Genomic DNA, 19,259 nt, shown 5'->3' with positions numbered 1-19,259 from the left:
AAAATGCTGCCTCACCAAATTTCCTCTACAACAAACCTCAGTGCACGGCGGCAGAAATCGTCATTCCGCCCCTGGCATTTTTCGAAGTCTCCGTACCCATCTCAGCTTTCCAGGCTTCCTTTGAATTGGGGTTTGCGCTTTTCAAGAAAAGCGGAGACCCCCTCTTTTGCATCCTGACTGGCAAAACAGACGCCAAATGCCTCTGCTTCCAGCGCACATCCCGTTTTGAGGTCTACATCCATGCCGCGATCCACGACTTGTTTGATGCTGCGTAGAACCCCCTGCCCTCTTGTAGACAGCAGTTTCGCCACCTTCATGGTTTCTTCCATGAGTTGGTCCGCAGGAAAGACCTTTGCGACCAGACCAAGGTCTTTGGCCTGTTGCGCATCGATCATTTCTCCCGTCATACAAAGCTCTTTGGCCTTGGCCCGGCCTATCAGACGAGCCAGTCTCTGGGTACCACCAAATCCGGGGATAACACCGAGATTGACCTCCGGTTGCCCGAATTTGGCTTTATCGCTTGCATAAATGAAATCGCAGCTCATGGCGATTTCGCACCCTCCACCCAGTGCGAACCCGTTGACACAGGCCAGCACCGGTTTGGGCAATTGTTCCAACTTAAAAAAGACCTCTTGCCCTTTCTCGGCAAACATTCTGGCTTGAAGGGGATTCATTTTGGGAAACTCAGAAATATCGGCTCCAGCAACGAAGGCCTTGTCCCCCGCGCCGGTGAGCACCAATACTCGAATGTTTTCGTCTTTTCGAGTCGCGTCGATGACCGATTCCACTTCTTCCAAGGTCTTCGGGTTCAGAGCATTCAAGGCTTTCGGCCTGTTGAAAGTAAGAACACCGACTCCATCTTTCACTTCGAAAAGGATATTTTCATATGCCATAACGTGAATTCCCTCTCTCCCAAAAAGTCATTGGCAACCTATGGACGTTCCACGACAATGGCCGATCCCTGCCCTCCGCCGATGCAAAGGGTCGCCAACCCCTTCTTGGCATCGCGTTTCTGCATCTCGTGCAGAAGCGTCGTCAGAATGCGGGCGCCGGAAGCACCAATGGGATGCCCTAAGGCAATGGCCCCACCATTGACATTCACTTTCGAAAGATCCCATCCCAGTTCACGGTTCACAACGATGGCCTGAGCGGCAAAAGCCTCATTGGCTTCGACCAGATCCAAATCCTGAGGAGACCATCCCGCCCGAGCCAATGCTTTCTGGCTCGCTCGCACCGGGCCAATCCCCATGATCGAAGGATCTACACCGCTGGATGCATAGCTTCTGATCGCCGCCAGCGGCTTCAGCCCCAGAGATGCCGCCTTCTTTTCCGACATGACGATGATGATACAGGCTGCGTCATTGATCCCCGAAGCATTGCCCGCAGTCACCGTCCCATCGGGCTTGAAGGCAGGTGGAAGCTTGTTCAAGGCCTCGAGAGTAGTTCCAAAACGGGGATGTTCGTCCGTATCAAAAATGACGGGCTTTCCTTTTCTTTGGGGGATTTCGACGGGCACGATTTCGTCTTTGAATCTTCCACTCTTTATCGCGGCTTCGGCTTTTTGCTGGCTCGCCAGAGCAAACTCGTCCTGTTCCTGACGGCTCACTCCAAACTTGGCGGATACATTCTCGGCGGTAATGCCCATATGGTATCCATTAAAGGCATCCCATAGACCATCGAGAATCATCAAGTCGATCAACTTGCCGTCTCCCATGCGCTGTCCCCAGCGGCAACCGTTCAGGACATAAGGAGCCCGGGACATGTTTTCGATTCCCCCGGCAACGACAACATCCGCATCTCCAAGCATGACCGCCTGTGCTGCCAGAAAAACGGATTTCAGACCGGAGGCGCAGACCTTGTTTATGGTAAAAGCAGGAATTTCTTTTGGAAGGCCGGCGTGTATGGCTACTTGCCGTGCCGGATTCTGCCCTAAACCTCCCTGAAGCACATTGCCCAGAATGACCTCATCGATTTGCTCGGCTTCCAATGGAATACGCCGCAGAGATTCCTTGAGAGCCGTTACTCCAAGCTCTACAGCAGGAACGGAGTTTAAAGACTTTCCAAAACTGCCCACGGGAGTCCTTAGAGCGCTGACAATGACCGCCTGTTGCATTTGTCCCTCCATAAGATGAAGCTGAAAAAGTGAATGCCCCGCTTTACGGGGGTAGATCGAGGGCCTAAAATTGAATCAGGTCTCTTTTCCTACAAAATTTGTTTGTTTATAGGAAATCAATTTGTTCTTGTCAAATCTTTTGAAGTGCTTGAATCTTCCGTAAATCAAGGGAGGATGGCTGCATTATCAAAGTTCGCTGGAAAAACGACGCAGGTTTTCCCTCGGACCGATCATCACAAGGATATCGCCGGCTTCAAGCGTCTGTCGAGGCGAGGGATTATAAATCATTTTGCCATCGTGATGCTTGATGGCGACAACGATCAGATTATATTGGCTTCGAATTCCCGAATCGATGAGCTTTTTTCCGATCAGGGTGGACTGATCGGAGAGGAAAAATTCTTCCATGCTCAATTCCATCCCTTCCTCCGAGAGGGCCAGTTCCAGAAAGTCGGTCACGGTGGGACGCAGGATATTTTGGGCGATGCGGGTAGCACCGATGGCAAATGGGGAGACCACCCGGTTGGCTCCGGCTTTACACAGTCTTTTCTCACTGCCCTGGGTGCCGGCACGACTGAAGATATACAAATCCTTTTTGAGGTCTCGGGCAGTAAGGACAATGAAAACATTGTCCGTATCCTTGCTCACAACAGATACCAGTCCCTTGGCTTTCATGATGCCGGCGGCAAGGAGATTTTCTTCCTCCGTAGCATCCCCTGCCAAATAAAGTATCCCCTTCTCCTTTATTTTAAGGAGGAGTGAATCGTCATTTTCTATGACCACAGCGGGCACGTTATAGCGTTGCAGTTCCCGCACGATGATCTGCCCCATCTGGCCATAACCACAAATGATATAATGGTTTTTGAGTTGTTCGAGCGTTTTTTCCAACTTACGCCTCCGGTAAATCTCAAGCCAATCGCCATCGAGAAAAAGTTGGCTGAAATAAGCCAGATTGTATGCCACAAAACCGGCTCCCAAGAAAATGAGCAAAATCGTGAAAATCCGCCCATTCTGATCCAGCGGCTTTACCTCTCCGAAGCCAACCGTCGTGAGAGTGATGATCGTCATATATAGGGCATCTACAAAGGGATACCCTTCAATGATGATGTATCCCATGGTTCCAAAACCAATGAGAAGCACCGAAAGCAAAATGAGTACAATCACATGCCTGCCGGTTGTCGCCATCCAGTACTTTTCCGCCATTCAACTCAACCTGATGTAATGGGGTAACATGAACCTGCAAGGTGGACACATCACCGGGAAAGCCTCACCCCTGCGCAGGCAGATCCAATCCCCCGATCTTCGAAATCAAACGAGTGGGGCACTCATACCTCATCCAGATCTGCCCGGTACGTTTATCATGAAATACATGCGTGCGCTTCCCAAATCTCTTTTTGTGGGTGTCACATCTCTCTTTCTCTGAAATCTTTCAGTTATTGAGATGGAATTCGCTATAAATGCCCCATCTCTTCCCGTAAAATCCATTAAAAAGATCACAGCCAAAGAACATAAATAAGAAATTCGAATGGGTTCTCGGTTCGTGTTTGTGAAAAACATAACAGTTTCAGCTTGACATCAATGGAAAATTTGATAACAGTTAGCACGATTGAAGTGCGGAAGAAAAGCGGACTTTCAGGTATTCTCATCCAGCGGGTATGATGAGCGTTTCAGGTACGAGGGAACGCCCGTCTCCAGCTTGAATGTTGGCTGTCTGGAAGGGATGCTATCAAAGGCGGCGGGCCTACTGCAGGTCGTTCAGAAGGGTTGTCAAGTGCCTCAAGGCGCACGCTGCATGTCTGGCATGAGTGTTTTGTTTCACGTGTTAGCGGAGAAATTCATCAATCAGGAATCAGGTTAGAGAGGAAAGAATTATGATTAAGCCACATGGATCGAAAACGTTGAACCCGCTTTACGTTATGGACCCGAAGATACGCGCGGAATTGGCCAAGGAAGCGATTGAGTTGCCTTCAATCGTCGTGTCTTCTGCAGCAGCCGGAAACGCCGTCATGCTGGGTGGCGGATATTTCAACCCGCTGACCGGCTTCATGAATGTCGCGGATGCCATGAGCTGTGCAGAAAAGATGATGACGACAAAGGGGATCTTTTTCCCTGTTCCCATTTTGAACATGGTGAAAAAAGAGGCTGCTCGCATCAAAGGTGCCAAAAGAATCGCTCTGCGTGATCCCAACGTCGCCGGCCAGCCTGTTCTGGCGATCATGGATGTGGAAGATATCGAAGAAGTCACCGCCGACCAGATGAAGTTCATGACAGAGAAAGTCTACCGCACGACCGATATGGAACACCCGGGAGTGAAGGCTTTCAATACAGTGGGCAATTTCGCCATTTCCGGCCCCATCAAAGTGCTCAACTTTTCCTATTTTGAGCTGGATTTCCCTGAAACCTTCCGCACCGCCTACCAGATCCGTGAAGAGATGCAGAAGCTCGGATGGGAAAAAGTGGTTGCCTTCCAGACACGTAACCCCATGCACCGCGCCCACGAAGAACTCTGCCGCATGGCTTACAACGATGTCAAGGCCGATGGTATTCTCATCCACATGCTGCTTGGCCGCCTGAAACCAGGGGATATCCCTGCAGATGTTCGTGATGCATGCATCCGGAAGATGGTGGAACTCTATTTTGAACCCAATACGGTTCTGATCACGGGTTACGGCTTCGACATGCTCTACGCCGGTCCCCGCGAAGCCGTGTTGCATGCTCTCTTCCGTCAGAATTGCGGCTGTACCCATTTCATCGTCGGCCGTGACCATGCCGGCGTCGGCGACTACTATGGCCCGTTTGACGCTCAAACCATTTTCACCGAAGAGGTACCCAAGGGTGCACTCGAAATCGAAATCTATATGGCAGACCACACCGCATGGTCCAAGAAGCTCGGACGCGTTGTCATGATGCGCGACGTTCCCGACCATACAAAAGATGATTTCATTCTGCTCTCCGGAACCAAAGTACGCGCCATGCTTTCTGAGGGTCAGGCTCCTCCACCGGAATTCTCCCGTCCGGAAGTGGCAAAGATTCTCATGGCCTATTACCAGTCTACCGTAAAATAAGTTCGCCATTGCCTGCATCACTGGTGGCTTTGTTTTAACGATACCCGCTTTCCATTCCCTGGAAAGCGGGTATCGTTCGTTTTTTCTCATGAGAAGCGACAACCAAAACAGCTCCTGCGCCTGTAGATTCAAGCACAAAAGGCACCTGATCTCATTTTCTCCGGCCTTGCATTTTTGATTCATCCGTGCTAATTATCCGCCCGCATGATTTATAAAGACATGTGCGTTTGGTGGCCGTCATACGGCCGAAATCGTCTCTTTCCTCCCTTTCGGCATGTCAGTTTTTGCACTTGTGAAAATTTGCATATTTTTCCCTTGACAATGGGAAGACCGTCCCTATAATGAGCTTGCAATATAATGCACAAGCAAGCGGTCCTTTTTTTCGGAAAGAATTACCGGCATGAAGGGTAGGCTCGGGGTACAGCATTAAGACTGGCGATCAAACTTCACGTTGGAATCGCTTGGGACGTGAAGAAGAGATAAGTAAAACACAGCAGTGATCATTTCTACCAAACAGCTTGCTCTCGGCAAGAGGGTGAGTGCGGATTCAAGAAGGGAGGTGTAGGGCACAGATAGGGCTTCCAGACAATTGTGAACGATAGGCTTAAGGATAAAGTATAAACTCTTAGGAGGATAGTTATGCCAAGTTATGTAATCCTTGAAAAGTGCGATGGCTGCAAAGGCCAAGACAAGACAGCATGCATGTACATCTGCCCCCAGGACCTGATGGTTCTCGACAAAGAGAAAATGAAAGGTTACAACCGCGCTCCCGAAATGTGCTGGGAATGCTACAATTGCGTTAAGATCTGTCCCCAGCAGGCCATTGACGTACGCGCCTACGCCGACTTCGTTCCTATGGGAGCTTCAGTGGTGCCCCTCCGTGGTTCCGAAGACATTATGTGGACCGTTAAGTTCCGTAACGGCCAGGTAAAACGCTTCAAGTTCCCCATCCGGACCACCCCGGAAGGCAAGGCGAATCCTTTGGCAGGGTATGCAACGGGTACGGATGACATCAAGAGCCCCATCCTCTGTACCGAACCTGCTTCTACTGGCCAGGATACCCTTCCCACCCTGAAGTAACAACAACCCCATAAGGAGGTAACGATATGCCTAATTTTGAAACCGTAGTCGTCGATACCGATCTTCTGATCATTGGCGGTGGTATGTCCGCCTGTGGCGCTACCTTCGAAGCTGCTTACTGGGCAAAAAAACATGGTCTGAAGGTAACCGTGGTTGATAAGGCAGCTATGGACCGTTCCGGCGCTGTTGCTATGGGTCTTTCCGCCATCAACCAGTACATTGGCTACGCCAAGGGCAAGAACACCCTTGAAGATTACGTAAAATACGTACGTCAGGACCTCATGGGCATCTCCCGTGAAGACCTGGTATATGATATCGCACGCCACGTTGACTCTTCCGTTCATCTTTTTGAAAAATGGGGTCTTCCCATCTGGAAAGATGAAAAGGGCGAGTATGTTCATGAAGGCCGCTGGCAGATCATGATCAACGGTGAATCCTACAAGGTCATCGTTGCGGAAGCCGCCAAGAACGCCATGAACGAAGCCGGCTTCAAGGATTGGCTGTACGAACGTGTTTTCATTGTTGAGCCCCTCATGGACGGTGACAAGTGCATCGGTGGTGTAGGCTTCAGCGTACGTGAAGACAAGTTCTACGTTTTCAAGGCAAAAGCAACCATCGCTATGATGGGTGGCGCGGTGCACGTTTTCCGTCCCCGTTCAGTAGGTGAAGGTTTGGGTCGTGCATGGTATCCCCCCTGGAACTCCGGTTCTACCGCATATTTCACCATCAAGGCCGGTGCAGAAATGACCTGCCAGGAAGTACGCTTCATCCCCGTACGTTTCAAAGATGGTTACGGCCCTGTAGGCGCCTGGTTCCTCCTGTTCAAATCCCGTGCAACCAACGCTCTGGGTGAGGAATACATGGTAACCCGCGCCAACGAGCTTCCCAATTGGGCTCCCTACGGCTTGGCCAAGCCCATCCCCGCCAACCTTCGTAACTGGCTGGGTATGGAAGACATCATGGCAGGTAAAGGCCCCATCTACATGAGAACGGAAGAGGCCATCGCCAACCTGGCAGCCAAGTACAAAGACGATCCCAAGGCCTTCAAGAAAAAGATGAAGGAACTGGAAGCAGAAGCATGGGAAGACTTCCTGGATATGACCATCAGCCAGGCTCTCCTCTGGGCGGGCAGCAACATCCAGCCCGAAGAGAAATCTTCTGAAATCGCTCCTGCAGAGCCTTACTTCATCGGTTCTCACTCCGGCGCTTCCGGTGCCTGGGTGTGCGGTCCCGAAGATGTTATGCCTGCAGAATACAAGAAGCAGTGGGAACCCATTGGCGTATACAACCACATGACCACCGTCAAGGGTCTCTTCACCGCTGGTGACGGCGCCGGTGCATCCAGCCACAAGTTCTCCTCCGGCTCGCACGCAGAAGGCCGTATCGCAGCCAAGGGCGCTATCGCATACATCCTGGACAACAACGTTGCTCCTCAGGTTGACGATGCGACCATCGCTGCATGGAAAGAGAAAATCCTTGCACCTTTGGCTCTCTTCGAGAAATTTGGCGCACTCTCCAGCGATCCCGACATCAACCCCAACTTCATCAAACCCAAGATGTTCATGTTCCGCCTCCAGAAGATCATGGATGAATATGTCGCCGGCGTTAGCGCACAGTTCACCACCAACAAGGCTCTCCTGGAAAAAGGTCTTGAACTCCTTGGCATGCTGAAGGAAGACTCCGAGAAGCTGGCTGCATCCAGCCTGCACGAACTGCTTCGTTGCTGGGAAAATACCCACCGTATGTGGATTGCAGAAAGCCATCTGCGTCACGTGCTCTTCCGTGAGGAAAGCCGTTGGCCCGGTTACTATTTCCGCGCTGACTATCCCAATATGGATGAAGCGAACTGGAAGGTATTCGTCAACTCAGTGTACAATCCCAAGACCGGTGAGTGGACGATGAAGAAGGTTCCTGTTGTAAACATCGTGTAATAGCGAACCTTGGATAATTGGCCTCCGGGTGTGTTCTACACTCGGAGGTTTTTTTTTGCTCTTTCCGTATTGTGCTTCGTTCCCTTGCTGCCCCTCTTCCTCCTTGCTCGTCTCATGTGAACCCGGCTGGAATTTTTGTATTGAAAATGTCTTCACAAGTGAGTTAGTCTTTCTTGTTTGTTGTTCTTTCGGGAACTGCAGCACCAAAAGAGGCATCCCTGCCCATTTCCATGAATCCATGCAACCTGGATAAAACACAGACCACGGAGGAATTATATGGCCGATTCGTTGAGCGGAAACCGGAGCATTCTAGTGGTGGGAGGCGGCATGAGTGGCTTGAGCGCCGCTTTGGAGGCCGCTGAAGCTGGTTGCCAGGTCTATCTGGTAGAAAAACAGCCCTATCTGGGCGGACGTGTTACACGGATGAACAAGTATTTTCCCAAATTATGTCCTCCCAACTGTGGATTGGAAATCAACTTTCGCCGCATCAAAAGCAACCCCCTTATACGATTTTTCACTATGGCGGAAGTTCAAAAGATCGAAGGTCAAGCGGGAGACTTTGACGTGACCATTAAAACCAGTCCTCGCTTCGTAAATGAAAAATGCACCGGATGCGGCCTTTGCGCTGCGGCGGCGGAAACAGAAATCCCAAACGACTTCAATTACGGGATGGATAAAGTAAAGGCTGCGTATTTGCCCCACGAATTTGCATTTCCCATGCGGTACGTTTTGGCTCCGGAAGTCATTGGAACGCCTGAAGCGGAAAAAATCAAAGCATCCTGTCCCTATGACGCCATTGATCTCACCATGCAACCGGAGCAATTCGACCTGAAGGTCGGAGCCATCGTTTGGGCAACGGGCTGGGAGCCATACGCGGCGGAAAAAATCATCTACTACGGCGCAGGCAAACACCGAAATGTCATCACCAATGTCATGATGGAGCGCCTCGCTTCCTACAACGGGCCGACCAACGGCAAAATCACCCGCATCTCGGACGGCACGCAAGTCAACAAAATCGCTTTCATCCAGTGCGCCGGGTCCCGCGATGAAAACCACCTGCCCTATTGTTCGGGCGTCTGCTGCCTGGCTTCTCTCAAGCAGGCGACCTATCTTTTGGAACAAAACCCACAGGCACAGGCCGCCATTTACTATATCGACATCCGCGCTCTTGGAAAGTACGAAGACTTTTTCAATAAAGTTCAATCCGACGACCGGGTTACCCTCATCAAGGGAAAGGCTGGAGAAATCACCGAAGATCCTGCCACCGGCCTGGTCACCGTGCAGGTGGAAGACCAGGCTACCGGCAAAATTCTCAAGGAACAGTACGACCTCGTGGTGCTCGCCACCGGAATGGTGCCCAGCTCCGCCACCACTAAAATCCCGGCGGATGCCGCATACGATGACAATGGATTTATCCTCAAAGCGCAGCCCACTGCCGGAATCATTGGCGCAGGATGTGTAAAAAGCCCGGTGGACGTTGCATCCAGTGTTCAGGATGCAACCGCAGCAGCTCTCAAAGCCATTCAGGCAACGTGCAGGAGGTAGCTCAATGGAAAAGAAAATGGGGGTCTATATTTGCTCAGGCTGCGGGCTGGGTGATGCACTCGACATGGAAGCCCTAGCCGGGGTGGCCACATCCGAATACAATGTTCCCGTCTGCAAGCAGCATCCGTTTCTCTGCAGTCCTGAAGGAGTCGCCCTTATCAAGTCCGATCTCGAATCCGGCGAAATCGACACCGCCGTCATAGCGGCCTGTTCGCCCAGGGTCATGACCGATGTCTTTGCTTTTTCCCCGGATAAGGTCGTCGAAAGGGTCAATCTCCGGGAGCAGGTGGTTTGGTCTCATCCCGCCAATGATGAAGATACTCAGATGATGGCCCAGGATTTTCTCCGCATGGGAATCACCAAAGCCATGGAATCCGAATCCCCGGTACCCTTCGAGGCGGAAAATCTGAGCAAGCGCATTCTCGTTGTGGGTGGAGGACTGGCTGGAATCACTGCAGCCAATGAAGCGGCCAAGGCGGGTTACGAAACGATTCTTGTCGAAAAAACGGATCAACTGGGTGGGTATCTGAAGGATGTGTATAAATTGCCTCCTTCTCAGCCCCCCTATGAAGAGCTTCAGGAACTCGACCTGCAGGGCCTCATTCAGGAGGTGACCGAGCGACCCAAGGTCACGGTCTATACCGGTGCGCAGGTGGCGCAGGTTTCAGGCGCTCCCTGCATGTTCGATGTTCAGATCGCTCAAAACGGCAACCAGGTCCAGGAACGGGTGGGATCGATCGTTTTGACCACAGGGGCCGTCGAGTACGATCCCCAGAAACTGGGACATCTCGGGTACGGGCAGTTTCCCGATGTCATCACCGCCTCTCAACTGGAACCTCTGTTCAAATCGGGTGATGTCAAGCGGCCGTCCAATGGTCAACCTGTAAATGCCGTCGCTTTCATTTTATGCGCCGGTTCGCGCGATCCTGAACACCTGCCCTACTGCTCTGCCGCCTGCTGTGTGGAATCCCTCAAGCAAGCCAAATACTTCAAAGAGGCCAATCCCGAATCGGCAGTTTATATTTTTTACAAAGATATCCGTGCCAACGGAAATTACGAACTCCTTTACAAGCAATTGCAGAAAGATGGAGTCATCTTTGTTCGGGGTACGGTGAGCGGTATTGAAGATGACGGTTCGGGAAGTCTCATCATCCTCGCTGAAGACATTCTCACGCGTTCTCCCATCATGTCCGAATCCCTGGATTTGGTCGTGCTTGCCAACGGCATGGTTCCTTCCACGGCGTTCGGGGAACCCTACAAAGCACAGGCTCAAAAGGAAGGGGAAGAAGCCCAGGAAGTTCCCGCCGATACCATCCTCGCATCCAATATCTTGAACCTCCAGTATCGCCAGGGACCGGAGCTGCCGGCTCTCAAGTATGGCTTTCCCGACTCCCATTTTGTCTGCTTTCCCTACGAATCGAGGAGAACCGGCATCTATCCCGCAGGGACCGTTCGAGCTCCCATGGATTACGCAAGGGCAATCGACGATGCCACTGGAGCCGCGCTGAAAGCCATCCAATGTGTGGAAATGGTCGCAGAGGGAAAGGCGGTTCATCCGCGTGCCGGCGATCTCAGTTACCCCGAATTCTTCATGCAGCGTTGCACTCAGTGCAAACGTTGTACGGAAGAATGCCCCTTTGGCGCCATCAATGAAGACGAAAAGGGCAATCCCCTGCCGAACCCCACCCGATGCCGCCGTTGCGGTGTTTGCATGGGAGCATGCCCGGAACGTATCATCTCGTTCAAGAATTATTCCGTAGGTATGGTCGGCAATATGATCAAGAGCATCCAGGTGCCTGACGAATACGAAGAAAAACCTCGCATCCTGGTGCTGGCTTGCGAAAACGATGCCTATCCCGCCTTGGATATGGTCGGCATTCGGCGCATGGGCTATAATCCATGGGTGCGCATTTTGCCCGTCCGCTGCCTGGGTTCCATGAATCTGGTATGGATCGCAGACGCACTTTCCAAAGGAATAGACGGCATACTTCTGCTCGGCTGCAAACACGGAGACGATTACCAGTGTCATTTCGTCAAGGGCAGCGAACTGGCCAACATCCGCATGAGCAAAATCCAGGAAACGTTGAACCGTCTTGTTCTGGAATCCGACAGGGTTCGACTGGAGCAGATTTCCATCATGGATTATCATCGATTGCCTCAAATTCTGGATGATTTTTCATCCAAATTGGAAGAGGTCGGACCCAATCCCTACAAAGGTTTTTAATCTTCGTATGCGTTCACCACAGAGCACAAGGAAGTTCAAAAAATTTGATACTCACTTTCTGTGCCATCTGCGGACAGGGAAAGTTGGTGAACGGATACCGACCTTCTGCATGAAAACTGGTTTGGAAGGAGCTGTTTCTTTGAATTGCCGACTCTCCACAGATTTGAAGGAGCGATGACATATGGAACCCAAAGTTGTTTCATTGGAAATGAGGGATTACCTTGCCGAAATGGGCGCGCAAACCCTCAACTGGTGCATGCAATGCGGCCTTTGTACCAATCTTTGCCCCTGGCGGCTTGTTCCGGGCAAGACCAGCGAGACGTTCAACATTCGACACATGCAGCGTCTGGGCCAAATGGGGATGGAAGGTTTTGAAGACGAAGAGGTGCTTTTCGCCTGTTCCACCTGCAGTATGTGTCAAACCAATTGCCCACGCGGCGTAAAGATCGTGGACAATGTTCGCGGCATGAGGGCGAGCCTTGTAGGGGCGGGCATGGCTCCTGCCAATCTCAGACCTATCCTTGGCAGTGCGCATGCCAACGGGAACCCATGGTCCGGCCCACGTGAAAAACGAACGGACTGGCAAAAGGGCCTCGATGTGCCGCAATTCGGCCCCGATACAGAATATTTTCTTTTCGTCTGCTGCCACTCCTGTTACGATCCTCGCAGCACCAAGATCGCCAGGAGCATCACTCAGCTCTTGAAGGCTGCCGGGGTGAGTTTTGGAGTGATCGGTGCGGAAGAGAGCTGCTGCGGGGAAAGCGTTCGAAAAGTGGGAGATGAAGAGCTCTTCATGAAACTGGCTCAGTCCAATATCGAACTTTTCAACGGCAAAGGGGTCAAGAAAATCATCACCACTTCTCCCCATTGCCTCTGGACGTTCAAGAATGAATATCCCGAACTGGGCGGGGAATGGGAAGTGATCCATTACACGGAACTCCTGGAAAAACTTCTCGCGGAAGGCAAGCTTTCCTTCCCCAAGAGCCTTGAAAAGAAAGTCGCCTACCACGACCCGTGTTACCTTGGGCGCCACAGCGGCATTTACGACACCCCCAGGAACCTTTTGAACAGCATTCCCGGAGTGGAAGCACGGGAACTGGACCGCCGCCGCGAAATGAGCCTCTGCTGCGCCGGCGGTGGAGGACGCATCTGGGCCGAAGCTCCCATGGGAGAACGTTTCGGAGAGCTGCGCATAAAAGACGCTGTAGAGCACGGAGCCGAGATTCTCACCACATCCTGCCCCTACTGTGTAAATATGTTGACGGATGCCTGCAAGAGCCTGGAAAAACAGGATGATCTTGAAATCACGGAACTCTCTGAGCTTCTGGCTGCCGCACTGCCCTGATCGCCGGAAGACAGAATAGAACCACGATGAGCAATGAGGGATGAAGCGAGGGAAATCCAATGTGTTTCCCGCCGCTCACCCTTCATTGCTCATCTCTTTTGAAAAAAGGAGAACTTCACCGATGACTGTAACATTGGATATGTTGAAAGCCCACCAGCAGGACTACCTCATCGCGAAGTGGGAAAATGGTCAGTTGGTCATGGAACCCACCTGCTACTGTGGAACCCCCCTCGACGAAGACTATTTTTGCCAGGAATGCCAGCGCAAATGCGATTGCAATTTCATTGCCTGCTGTGATCCGCAAGCTTTTGCCGTTGTGGAAAAGCTGTTGCAAGGCAATCCGAACTTCAAAAATTATCAGGCATCTCTGCTGGACAAATAAAGATCGAGGAACACATGCACCCTAATTCGTCACCCAAGGAAGCCCCCATCCTGACTTCAGAGAGCACATTCCGTTTCGCCTGTCGAGACACCCTTCCGTGTTTCACTCAATGCTGCAGGGACGTGAACATCTATCTCACGCCCTATGATGTGCTGCGTCTTCGCCGCTCCCTCAAAATCGGGTCGGGAGAGTTTCTCGCAAAATACACGCGCCATTTTCTGGCGCGCGTCACCCATATTCCCGTGGTCCAGTTCGATATGGACCCGGAAACCCTCTATTGTAAGCTCGTCACCAAAGACGGTTGCAGCGTTTACGACAATCGCCCATGGGCGTGCCGCATGTTTCCCCTCGACCTGGCCTCCAGGGAAGGGGAATACCAGATGATCGTTGGCAGCGACCGATGTATGGGCTTGAAGGAATCGACGGCCATGACTGTGCAGGAATGGTTGGACACCCAGGGAGTAGCTCCTTATGTGGAAATGGAGCGCGCTTTTCATTCCGTTCTCCCTCCTTCCTTCAAGCCCGGAGCCCCCATGGACGCAGGTCTCGGGAAGCTGCTTTTCCTCGCTTACGATTTGGATCGATTTGCCGAGATGCTCAACGACAAGCGATTTCAAACCTTCTATGAGGTGGACGATGAACTGCTCCGCCAGGTACGTGAAGACGATGAGGCGCTCCTGAGGCTGGCGTTCCGCTATATTCGCAGTCAGATGGATGAGCTCTATCAAGTGATCTGAGAGGCGGTTGTTGATCGCCGCCGAAAAAGCCGTAAGGAATAACCATGTCCCTCGAGAAGACAGCCCCAGAAGCAATTCAGGAAATGCTACAGCCTCTGGAAGGTGGGCAATTCAAATTTGCCTGCCACCCCCATGTCCCCTGTTTCACCGAATGTTGTCGTGAGCTGAAACTGCTCCTGACTCCATATGACATTTTGCGCCTCAAGAACCATTTGGGATTGGATGCAGGCACTTTTCTGAATCAATATACCCAAACGGAGCTTGACACACGGCGCAATCTACCCATGATTTACCTTCAGATGCAGGAAGACCCGCGCAGGACCTGCCCCTTTGTGACTCCCAAAGGCTGCCGGGTTTATGAGGACCGTCCCGCTGCCTGCAGGATTTATCCCGTGGCCAGAGCATCACGGATGCATCGCCGCCACGGCACGGTCCAGGAAGACTTTTTCGTGCTTCACGAACCTCACTGCCTCGGATTCGAAGAATCCAGGACATGGTCTATCCAGGAATGGACGCAGGATCAAGGTCTTGAAAAATATAACGAATTCAATAATCTCTGGATGGAAATCATCACCCACCCCAAAGTGATGCAGGGTTCCGGCCTTTCTGAAAAACAGCAACAGATGTTTTTCCTGGCCAGTTACAACCTGGATAAATTCAGGGATTTTGTTCTGGGAAGCCGATTTTTGCAACTCTTCGATCTCCCCGAAGGCGAAAGCGAAGCTGTACGGGAAAGCGATGAAGCGCTTTTGAGGCTCGCTTTCCTCTGGCTCAAGTTTTCCCTTTGCAACGAGCCGGTGCTGAGGATGCGGGGAGTGGGAAACCACGCTTCATGAGCGGGAAAATAAGGAACGTCTTTGTTTAGACAACGAATGTCTCCCCCTCACCAGTTTTTCCTTGAGGCATTGGTAGGCTCATATTCATTCTCAATCCAAGAAGTCTTTCAGGCATAAAAAAATGGGGAAAGGCGGTGTCCGTTCCCCATTTTTTCTTTCGTGATATAATTTTTTTTAAAATTGGATGCTATCGATCACTCTTCGATAATGTCCATCTTACCAGCATCGTCGGAGCAAACAGGTAGCGGCCCGGTCGTTCCAGCCACAGGGTCGTATCTGTGGCGGTAGGAACATTTGTGCTGCATACTGCCTTCCATGTGCTTCCAACCTCTGACATAATAGGGGCACTCGTCATTAAAGCAGACGTAAAGAAACTCTGAACTCCAGGTTGAAAAAGGGGGAGTCCGCCACTTGCTCATTTTCTTACCACAATGAGGACATATTGTCTTATCTTCCTGCATTCTCTTTTTCCTCTCTTCCCTGATACCGATCTTTAAAATTAACCACGAGTCTGCCATCCACCCGCCAACCGGAAACAGCTGAGCGAAACCCAACATGAAGGATTGTTCTCGACACCCCCCTTTTATTCCCCCTCAAGGGGGGAATGAGGGGGTGTTCCGATGAGACTGCGAGTTTTTGGATAGGTTCTAAGACTCAGAGAGAACTTCAATGGGAACAGGATAGTCCGCCACATTAAAATCTTTGTTTTTCATAAAAATTTCAGCAAACTGCCTCATGGTATTCTTCATGATCTCTTCATAGTTGGGAAGGTTCCGATCAAAAATCTCCCCGATCTTTTCATAGGAGAGTTTGCTCAGATCTTCGGTGATCTTTAGATATTCTTGACGATGATTTTCAGGCAGGGCTTCGACCATGTTCTGGCCCAGCATGCATTCAAAAAGGCGGTACATGTCGTTCAGAAGTTTCTTCAACGGTTCACCTTCAATCTTTTCGCCTTTTTTTTCCACTAATACTTTGCAGAAATTAATAATGTACGGATTTCTAACGGGTGCGGCAGAACCCACATTTCTGGGCTCCATCGCTTCAGTTTCTTTTTGGGACATCCCTTTCATCCTCTCTTAAAAAGCATTTTCAATAAAACGGGTCAACGTTCAAGCCATTATCCCCGGATCAACGGACTGTAAAAACCGCTTTTCCCAGCCAATTTTTGTGATTTTTTTAACTTAACATTTAAATATAGCATCGCAACTCTTTCCGAACCATTTTTTTTTGATCCCCTTACGACACTGATCCTCGCAAAACATCATATGATATTATAGGCACCCGGCAGACGGTCTTCAAAACAGGGAATCTGCCGGCGAAAGGCCGTCATGAGATCCTGATCCAAAGTGGTTATCACCTGTTCTTCCCCATCTTTGCCTTCAGCCAGCAGCTCCCCTGTTGGAGATACAATGGCGGAGGCGCCGCCGTAACGCAGATTTTGTTCCTTTCCACATCCATTGCATCCCATTACAAACATTTGATTTTCAAGAGCCCTGCTTCGAAGCAGGAGGGACCAGTGATTGATACGCGTAGTGGGCCAAAGGGCGGATATGCAAAGGATTTCAGCGCCATCCAGAGCCAGGCGGCGCGCCAGCTCGGGAAAACGCAAATCATAACATATCATGATTCCCAGACGGCCCACAGAAGTAGAACAGACAACGGACTTTTCGCCCCTGCCGAAATACTCATGCTCACGATTGTAAGAAAACAAATGGATTTTACGGTATTTCCCAACAATTTCTCCAGTGCGGTCTATGACATACGAACTATTGAAAACGGCATCTCCATCCCTCTCCGGCAGACTCCCAACCAAAACCATTTCATTGCGGCGCCCCCATTCCTGAAATCTTTCCAAAACGTGAGGGGTTGTCTCCGCCATTTCCCTGAGCCTCGAATAAACGAAGCTGCAAGACCACATTTCAGGAAAAATAAGCAGCCGGCATCCCTTTTCTGCATTTTCAGAAACCAGGCGTTCGGCCTTTTCCACATTCTTCCAGATATTTCCGGGAAGAACATCCAATTGAGAACATCCCACGACAAGTTCTTTCATAGTCAAAGCCTTTGAATCCTGCACATTCATTTACGCATATGCACTTCAGAAAAGCCCTTCTTTTTCCATATGCTACAAATTACCCGACTAAACGCCGACCGCTTTCTATTCAAACAATTTGATTTTGATATTTCAAACAGATTAAATTCCTTGACGACTTTGTGTAAAAGAACCGTCCGACCACGACGAACAGCGGCTCGCCTTAAAGGAGAAATAATGGAATCAAATCAAAAGGTATATGAAACACTCGCGACCCACCTGGACCGCCTGCCTGCAGGCTTTCCTCGAACTCCATCGGGCGTTGAAATCCGCATCCTTCAGAGGCTTTTCACTCCTGAGGAAGCGGCCCTCGCCCAGCTTCTCACCCTCAGGCCGGAAACACCTGAACAAATTGCAAAACGTGCAGGCGAAACAGTGGACACCCTGGCCCCCAGACTCGAAGCCATGTCCAGAAAAGGGCTTATCTTCAGGATTCGCAAAAAAGACACATCTCTTTATATGGCAGCTCAATTCGTCATCGGCATTTGGGAATATCATGTAAATGACCTCAGTGCGGACCTGATCCGAGACATGAACGAATACCTGCCCTATTTCTTCGGAAAGACAAACCGGCTGAAAACGCCTCAACTGCGCACAATCCCCATTTCCAGGGCCATCCCCTCAGGACAGGCTGTGATGCCTTATGAAGAGGCCCGCAATATCATCCAGGAACAGCAAAAGATCGTTGTGGCTCCCTGCATCTGCAGGAAGGAGCACCGAATCACCGGAGAGGGCTGTGAAAAACCCCTGGAATCCTGCCTGGTCTTCGGGACCGGGGCCCAATTTTATGAAGAAAACGGCCTCGGCCGTCCCATCACCCGGGAAGATGCACTAAAAATACTTGAAAGCGCAGAGAAAAGCGGCCTGGTGCTTCAACCCTCCAATGCTCAAAAAGTAGTCAATATTTGTACCTGTTGCGGATGCTGCTGCCAGATTCTTAAAAACCTCAAGAGGCTTCCCGATCCAGCCAACTATGTCGCTTCAAACTATTTTGCAGTCCTTGATCAGGAGACCTGTACCGCCTGCGGAACCTGTGTCGAAAGATGCCAGATGGATGCGGTTCAAATGGACGGGGCATCGGCTGTCATCATTCAAAACCGGTGCATTGGCTGCGGCCTGTGCGTGCCCACCTGCCCTGAAGAGGCCATCCGGCTCCAAAGGAAACCGGAAGCAGACCGCGCCACTCCACCCGCCCACTTCATGGAGACATACAAAAGAATCGCCAAAGAGCGTATAGCACGTCTGCGGCAAGCAGCCAAACAGGACAATGAGCGTCTTGAATGAGACGCAACAGGACATGAAAATGCCACCTGCCCAAAGGAGAGGAGCACACAATGACAAATCCTATTGCACCACCTCCTGGGAAATCTGTTGAAATCCCCATTACGGTCCGTTTCGGCGATACGGATCCTTATGGTGTGGTTTACTTTGCATCTTACTTCAGGTACTGTCACCAGGGAATCGAGGAATTTTTCCGCCATCTCGGTTTAGCCCCGCAAGAGATATTCCGAAACACGGAGGAAGGTTTCGGCCTTCCCATCGTGGAGGCGTCTTGCAGCTTCCATAAACCGGTACGGTATGGGGAAAGCCTGCGGCTCGCAGTGTACATCATGCAGGCAAGAAGCAAGGTTCTGACCTTTGGGTTTTATTTCTACCCATCTGAAGGGGATGCTCTGATCGCTCACGGTGAAGCCACTCTTGTTGCCATCGATAGATCCTGGCAATCCCGAAGTCTGCCCGATGAGCTGCGTCAGGTTCTTCAGCCTTATGTGCCTCCTCTGCAGCATTCGTGAAAAGGCGGTTTGCCGCAAGAAAAGGTCGGCGCTATTGACTCTGGAACAAAATGAGTAAAGATAAGGCGAAAAATTTTTCATATGTATGGATTTATCCCTGAAAATCACTCGCGAGAATT

Annotated in this window: 18 protein-coding genes; 12 read left to right on the top strand and 6 right to left on the bottom strand. The window is 51.0% G+C overall.

What is annotated here, in order from left to right; genetic code table 11:
- Positions 1-101: 101 nt before the first annotated feature.
- From QMG16_RS17660 to QMG16_RS17650, 3 genes are all read right to left on the bottom strand, one after another.
- Positions 102-893 carry an enoyl-CoA hydratase-related protein gene (locus QMG16_RS17660; RefSeq protein ID WP_281796342.1) on the bottom strand — a complete coding sequence of 264 codons (792 nt, stop codon included), beginning with the start codon at positions 891-893 and terminating at the stop codon, positions 102-104.
- Between the two features lie 38 nt (positions 894-931).
- Positions 932-2,113: an acetyl-CoA C-acetyltransferase gene (locus QMG16_RS17655; RefSeq protein WP_281796340.1), complete on the bottom strand. Its 1,182-nt coding sequence runs from the start codon at positions 2,111-2,113 to the stop codon at positions 932-934.
- A gap of 186 nt (positions 2,114-2,299) precedes the next feature.
- The gene (locus QMG16_RS17650) at positions 2,300-3,313 is read right to left on the bottom strand and encodes a potassium channel family protein (RefSeq protein ID WP_281796338.1); all 1,014 of its coding nucleotides are present in this window, start codon (positions 3,311-3,313) and stop codon (positions 2,300-2,302) included.
- A 28-nt stretch (positions 3,314-3,341) separates the two neighbouring features.
- Between QMG16_RS17650 and QMG16_RS17645 the strand changes: the two genes are divergently transcribed.
- The 10 genes from QMG16_RS17645 to QMG16_RS17600 all read left to right on the top strand — a co-directional run bounded on the left by QMG16_RS17645 (position 3,342) and on the right by QMG16_RS17600 (position 15,255).
- Positions 3,342-3,533 carry a hypothetical protein gene (locus QMG16_RS17645; RefSeq protein WP_281796336.1) on the top strand — a complete coding sequence of 64 codons (192 nt, stop codon included), beginning with the start codon at positions 3,342-3,344 and terminating at the stop codon, positions 3,531-3,533.
- A gap of 448 nt (positions 3,534-3,981) precedes the next feature.
- Complete coding sequence (gene sat, locus QMG16_RS17640; RefSeq protein ID WP_281796334.1) at positions 3,982-5,175, top strand: sulfate adenylyltransferase; 1,194 nt, start codon at positions 3,982-3,984, stop codon at positions 5,173-5,175.
- A gap of 639 nt (positions 5,176-5,814) precedes the next feature.
- Complete coding sequence (gene aprB, locus QMG16_RS17635; protein ID WP_281796333.1) at positions 5,815-6,255, top strand: adenylyl-sulfate reductase subunit beta; 441 nt, start codon at positions 5,815-5,817, stop codon at positions 6,253-6,255.
- Positions 6,256-6,281: 26 nt separating this feature from the next.
- Positions 6,282-8,186 carry an adenylyl-sulfate reductase subunit alpha gene (aprA, locus tag QMG16_RS17630; protein WP_281796331.1) on the top strand — a complete coding sequence of 635 codons (1,905 nt, stop codon included), beginning with the start codon at positions 6,282-6,284 and terminating at the stop codon, positions 8,184-8,186.
- A 276-nt stretch (positions 8,187-8,462) separates the two neighbouring features.
- A complete protein-coding gene (locus tag QMG16_RS17625) occupies positions 8,463-9,731 on the top strand; it encodes a CoB--CoM heterodisulfide reductase iron-sulfur subunit A family protein (RefSeq protein WP_281796329.1) in 1,269 nt (422 codons plus the stop codon).
- Between the two features lie 4 nt (positions 9,732-9,735).
- Positions 9,736-11,955, top strand: a complete 2,220-nt coding sequence (locus tag QMG16_RS17620; RefSeq protein WP_281796327.1) for a hydrogenase iron-sulfur subunit — start codon at positions 9,736-9,738, stop codon at positions 11,953-11,955.
- A gap of 181 nt (positions 11,956-12,136) precedes the next feature.
- The gene (locus QMG16_RS17615; RefSeq protein WP_281796325.1) at positions 12,137-13,300 is read left to right on the top strand and encodes a (Fe-S)-binding protein; all 1,164 of its coding nucleotides are present in this window, start codon (positions 12,137-12,139) and stop codon (positions 13,298-13,300) included.
- 121 nt (positions 13,301-13,421) lie between these two features.
- Positions 13,422-13,682, top strand: coding sequence for a hypothetical protein (locus QMG16_RS17610; RefSeq protein WP_281796324.1), 261 nt, complete (start codon positions 13,422-13,424; stop codon positions 13,680-13,682).
- A gap of 14 nt (positions 13,683-13,696) precedes the next feature.
- A complete protein-coding gene (locus tag QMG16_RS17605) occupies positions 13,697-14,419 on the top strand; it encodes a YkgJ family cysteine cluster protein (protein ID WP_281796322.1) in 723 nt (240 codons plus the stop codon).
- Positions 14,420-14,463: 44 nt separating this feature from the next.
- Positions 14,464-15,255: a YkgJ family cysteine cluster protein gene (locus tag QMG16_RS17600; RefSeq protein WP_281796320.1), complete on the top strand. Its 792-nt coding sequence runs from the start codon at positions 14,464-14,466 to the stop codon at positions 15,253-15,255.
- Positions 15,256-15,449: 194 nt separating this feature from the next.
- On the opposite strand, the gene QMG16_RS17595 is transcribed toward QMG16_RS17600, so the two are convergent.
- The 3 genes from QMG16_RS17595 to QMG16_RS17585 all read right to left on the bottom strand — a co-directional run bounded on the left by QMG16_RS17595 (position 15,450) and on the right by QMG16_RS17585 (position 17,308).
- On the bottom strand, positions 15,450-15,716 hold the full coding sequence (locus tag QMG16_RS17595; protein WP_281797113.1) for an ogr/Delta-like zinc finger family protein: 267 nt from the start codon (positions 15,714-15,716) through the stop codon (positions 15,450-15,452).
- Between the two features lie 186 nt (positions 15,717-15,902).
- A complete protein-coding gene (locus QMG16_RS17590) occupies positions 15,903-16,319 on the bottom strand; it encodes a DUF5663 domain-containing protein (RefSeq protein ID WP_281796319.1) in 417 nt (138 codons plus the stop codon).
- Positions 16,320-16,519: 200 nt separating this feature from the next.
- Complete coding sequence (locus QMG16_RS17585) at positions 16,520-17,308, bottom strand: carbon-nitrogen family hydrolase (protein WP_281796317.1); 789 nt, start codon at positions 17,306-17,308, stop codon at positions 16,520-16,522.
- A 216-nt stretch (positions 17,309-17,524) separates the two neighbouring features.
- Here QMG16_RS17585 and QMG16_RS17580 point away from each other — a divergent pair, with 216 nt between their 5' ends.
- Together QMG16_RS17580 and QMG16_RS17575 are read left to right on the top strand one after the other, a co-directional pair.
- Positions 17,525-18,631: a 4Fe-4S binding protein gene (locus tag QMG16_RS17580; RefSeq protein WP_281796316.1), complete on the top strand. Its 1,107-nt coding sequence runs from the start codon at positions 17,525-17,527 to the stop codon at positions 18,629-18,631.
- A gap of 50 nt (positions 18,632-18,681) precedes the next feature.
- Complete coding sequence (locus tag QMG16_RS17575; RefSeq protein WP_281796315.1) at positions 18,682-19,140, top strand: acyl-CoA thioesterase; 459 nt, start codon at positions 18,682-18,684, stop codon at positions 19,138-19,140.
- The last annotated feature ends 119 nt before the right edge of the window (positions 19,141-19,259 follow it).

The organism is Desulforhabdus amnigena, from assembly GCF_027925305.1.
Lineage (GTDB): Bacteria > Desulfobacterota > Syntrophobacteria > Syntrophobacterales > Syntrophobacteraceae > Desulforhabdus > Desulforhabdus amnigena.
This window is presented reverse-complemented; position numbering and strand designations above follow the sequence as displayed.

What these genes read in the sequence shown, in the direction of transcription:
- QMG16_RS17590 (WP_281796319.1), bottom strand. Translation starts at nt 16,319, where the DNA reads ATGTCCCAAAAAGAAACTGAAGCGATGGAGCCCAGAAATGTGGGTTCT.
- QMG16_RS17575 (WP_281796315.1), top strand. Translation starts at nt 18,682, where the DNA reads ATGACAAATCCTATTGCACCACCTCCTGGGAAATCTGTTGAAATCCCC.
- QMG16_RS17615 (WP_281796325.1), top strand. Translation starts at nt 12,137, where the DNA reads ATGGAACCCAAAGTTGTTTCATTGGAAATGAGGGATTACCTTGCCGAA.
- QMG16_RS17595 (WP_281797113.1), bottom strand. Translation starts at nt 15,716, where the DNA reads ATGCAGGAAGATAAGACAATATGTCCTCATTGTGGTAAGAAAATGAGC.
- aprB (WP_281796333.1), top strand. Translation starts at nt 5,815, where the DNA reads ATGCCAAGTTATGTAATCCTTGAAAAGTGCGATGGCTGCAAAGGCCAA.
- QMG16_RS17605 (WP_281796322.1), top strand. Translation starts at nt 13,697, where the DNA reads ATGCACCCTAATTCGTCACCCAAGGAAGCCCCCATCCTGACTTCAGAG.
- QMG16_RS17625 (WP_281796329.1), top strand. Translation starts at nt 8,463, where the DNA reads ATGGCCGATTCGTTGAGCGGAAACCGGAGCATTCTAGTGGTGGGAGGC.
- QMG16_RS17610 (WP_281796324.1), top strand. Translation starts at nt 13,422, where the DNA reads ATGACTGTAACATTGGATATGTTGAAAGCCCACCAGCAGGACTACCTC.
- sat (WP_281796334.1), top strand. Translation starts at nt 3,982, where the DNA reads ATGATTAAGCCACATGGATCGAAAACGTTGAACCCGCTTTACGTTATG.
- QMG16_RS17580 (WP_281796316.1), top strand. Translation starts at nt 17,525, where the DNA reads ATGGAATCAAATCAAAAGGTATATGAAACACTCGCGACCCACCTGGAC.
- QMG16_RS17655 (WP_281796340.1), bottom strand. Translation starts at nt 2,113, where the DNA reads ATGCAACAGGCGGTCATTGTCAGCGCTCTAAGGACTCCCGTGGGCAGT.
- QMG16_RS17650 (WP_281796338.1), bottom strand. Translation starts at nt 3,313, where the DNA reads ATGGCGGAAAAGTACTGGATGGCGACAACCGGCAGGCATGTGATTGTA.
- QMG16_RS17660 (WP_281796342.1), bottom strand. Translation starts at nt 893, where the DNA reads ATGGCATATGAAAATATCCTTTTCGAAGTGAAAGATGGAGTCGGTGTT.
- QMG16_RS17585 (WP_281796317.1), bottom strand. Translation starts at nt 17,308, where the DNA reads ATGAAAGAACTTGTCGTGGGATGTTCTCAATTGGATGTTCTTCCCGGA.
- QMG16_RS17645 (WP_281796336.1), top strand. Translation starts at nt 3,342, where the DNA reads ATGAACCTGCAAGGTGGACACATCACCGGGAAAGCCTCACCCCTGCGC.
- QMG16_RS17620 (WP_281796327.1), top strand. Translation starts at nt 9,736, where the DNA reads ATGGAAAAGAAAATGGGGGTCTATATTTGCTCAGGCTGCGGGCTGGGT.
- QMG16_RS17600 (WP_281796320.1), top strand. Translation starts at nt 14,464, where the DNA reads ATGTCCCTCGAGAAGACAGCCCCAGAAGCAATTCAGGAAATGCTACAG.
- aprA (WP_281796331.1), top strand. Translation starts at nt 6,282, where the DNA reads ATGCCTAATTTTGAAACCGTAGTCGTCGATACCGATCTTCTGATCATT.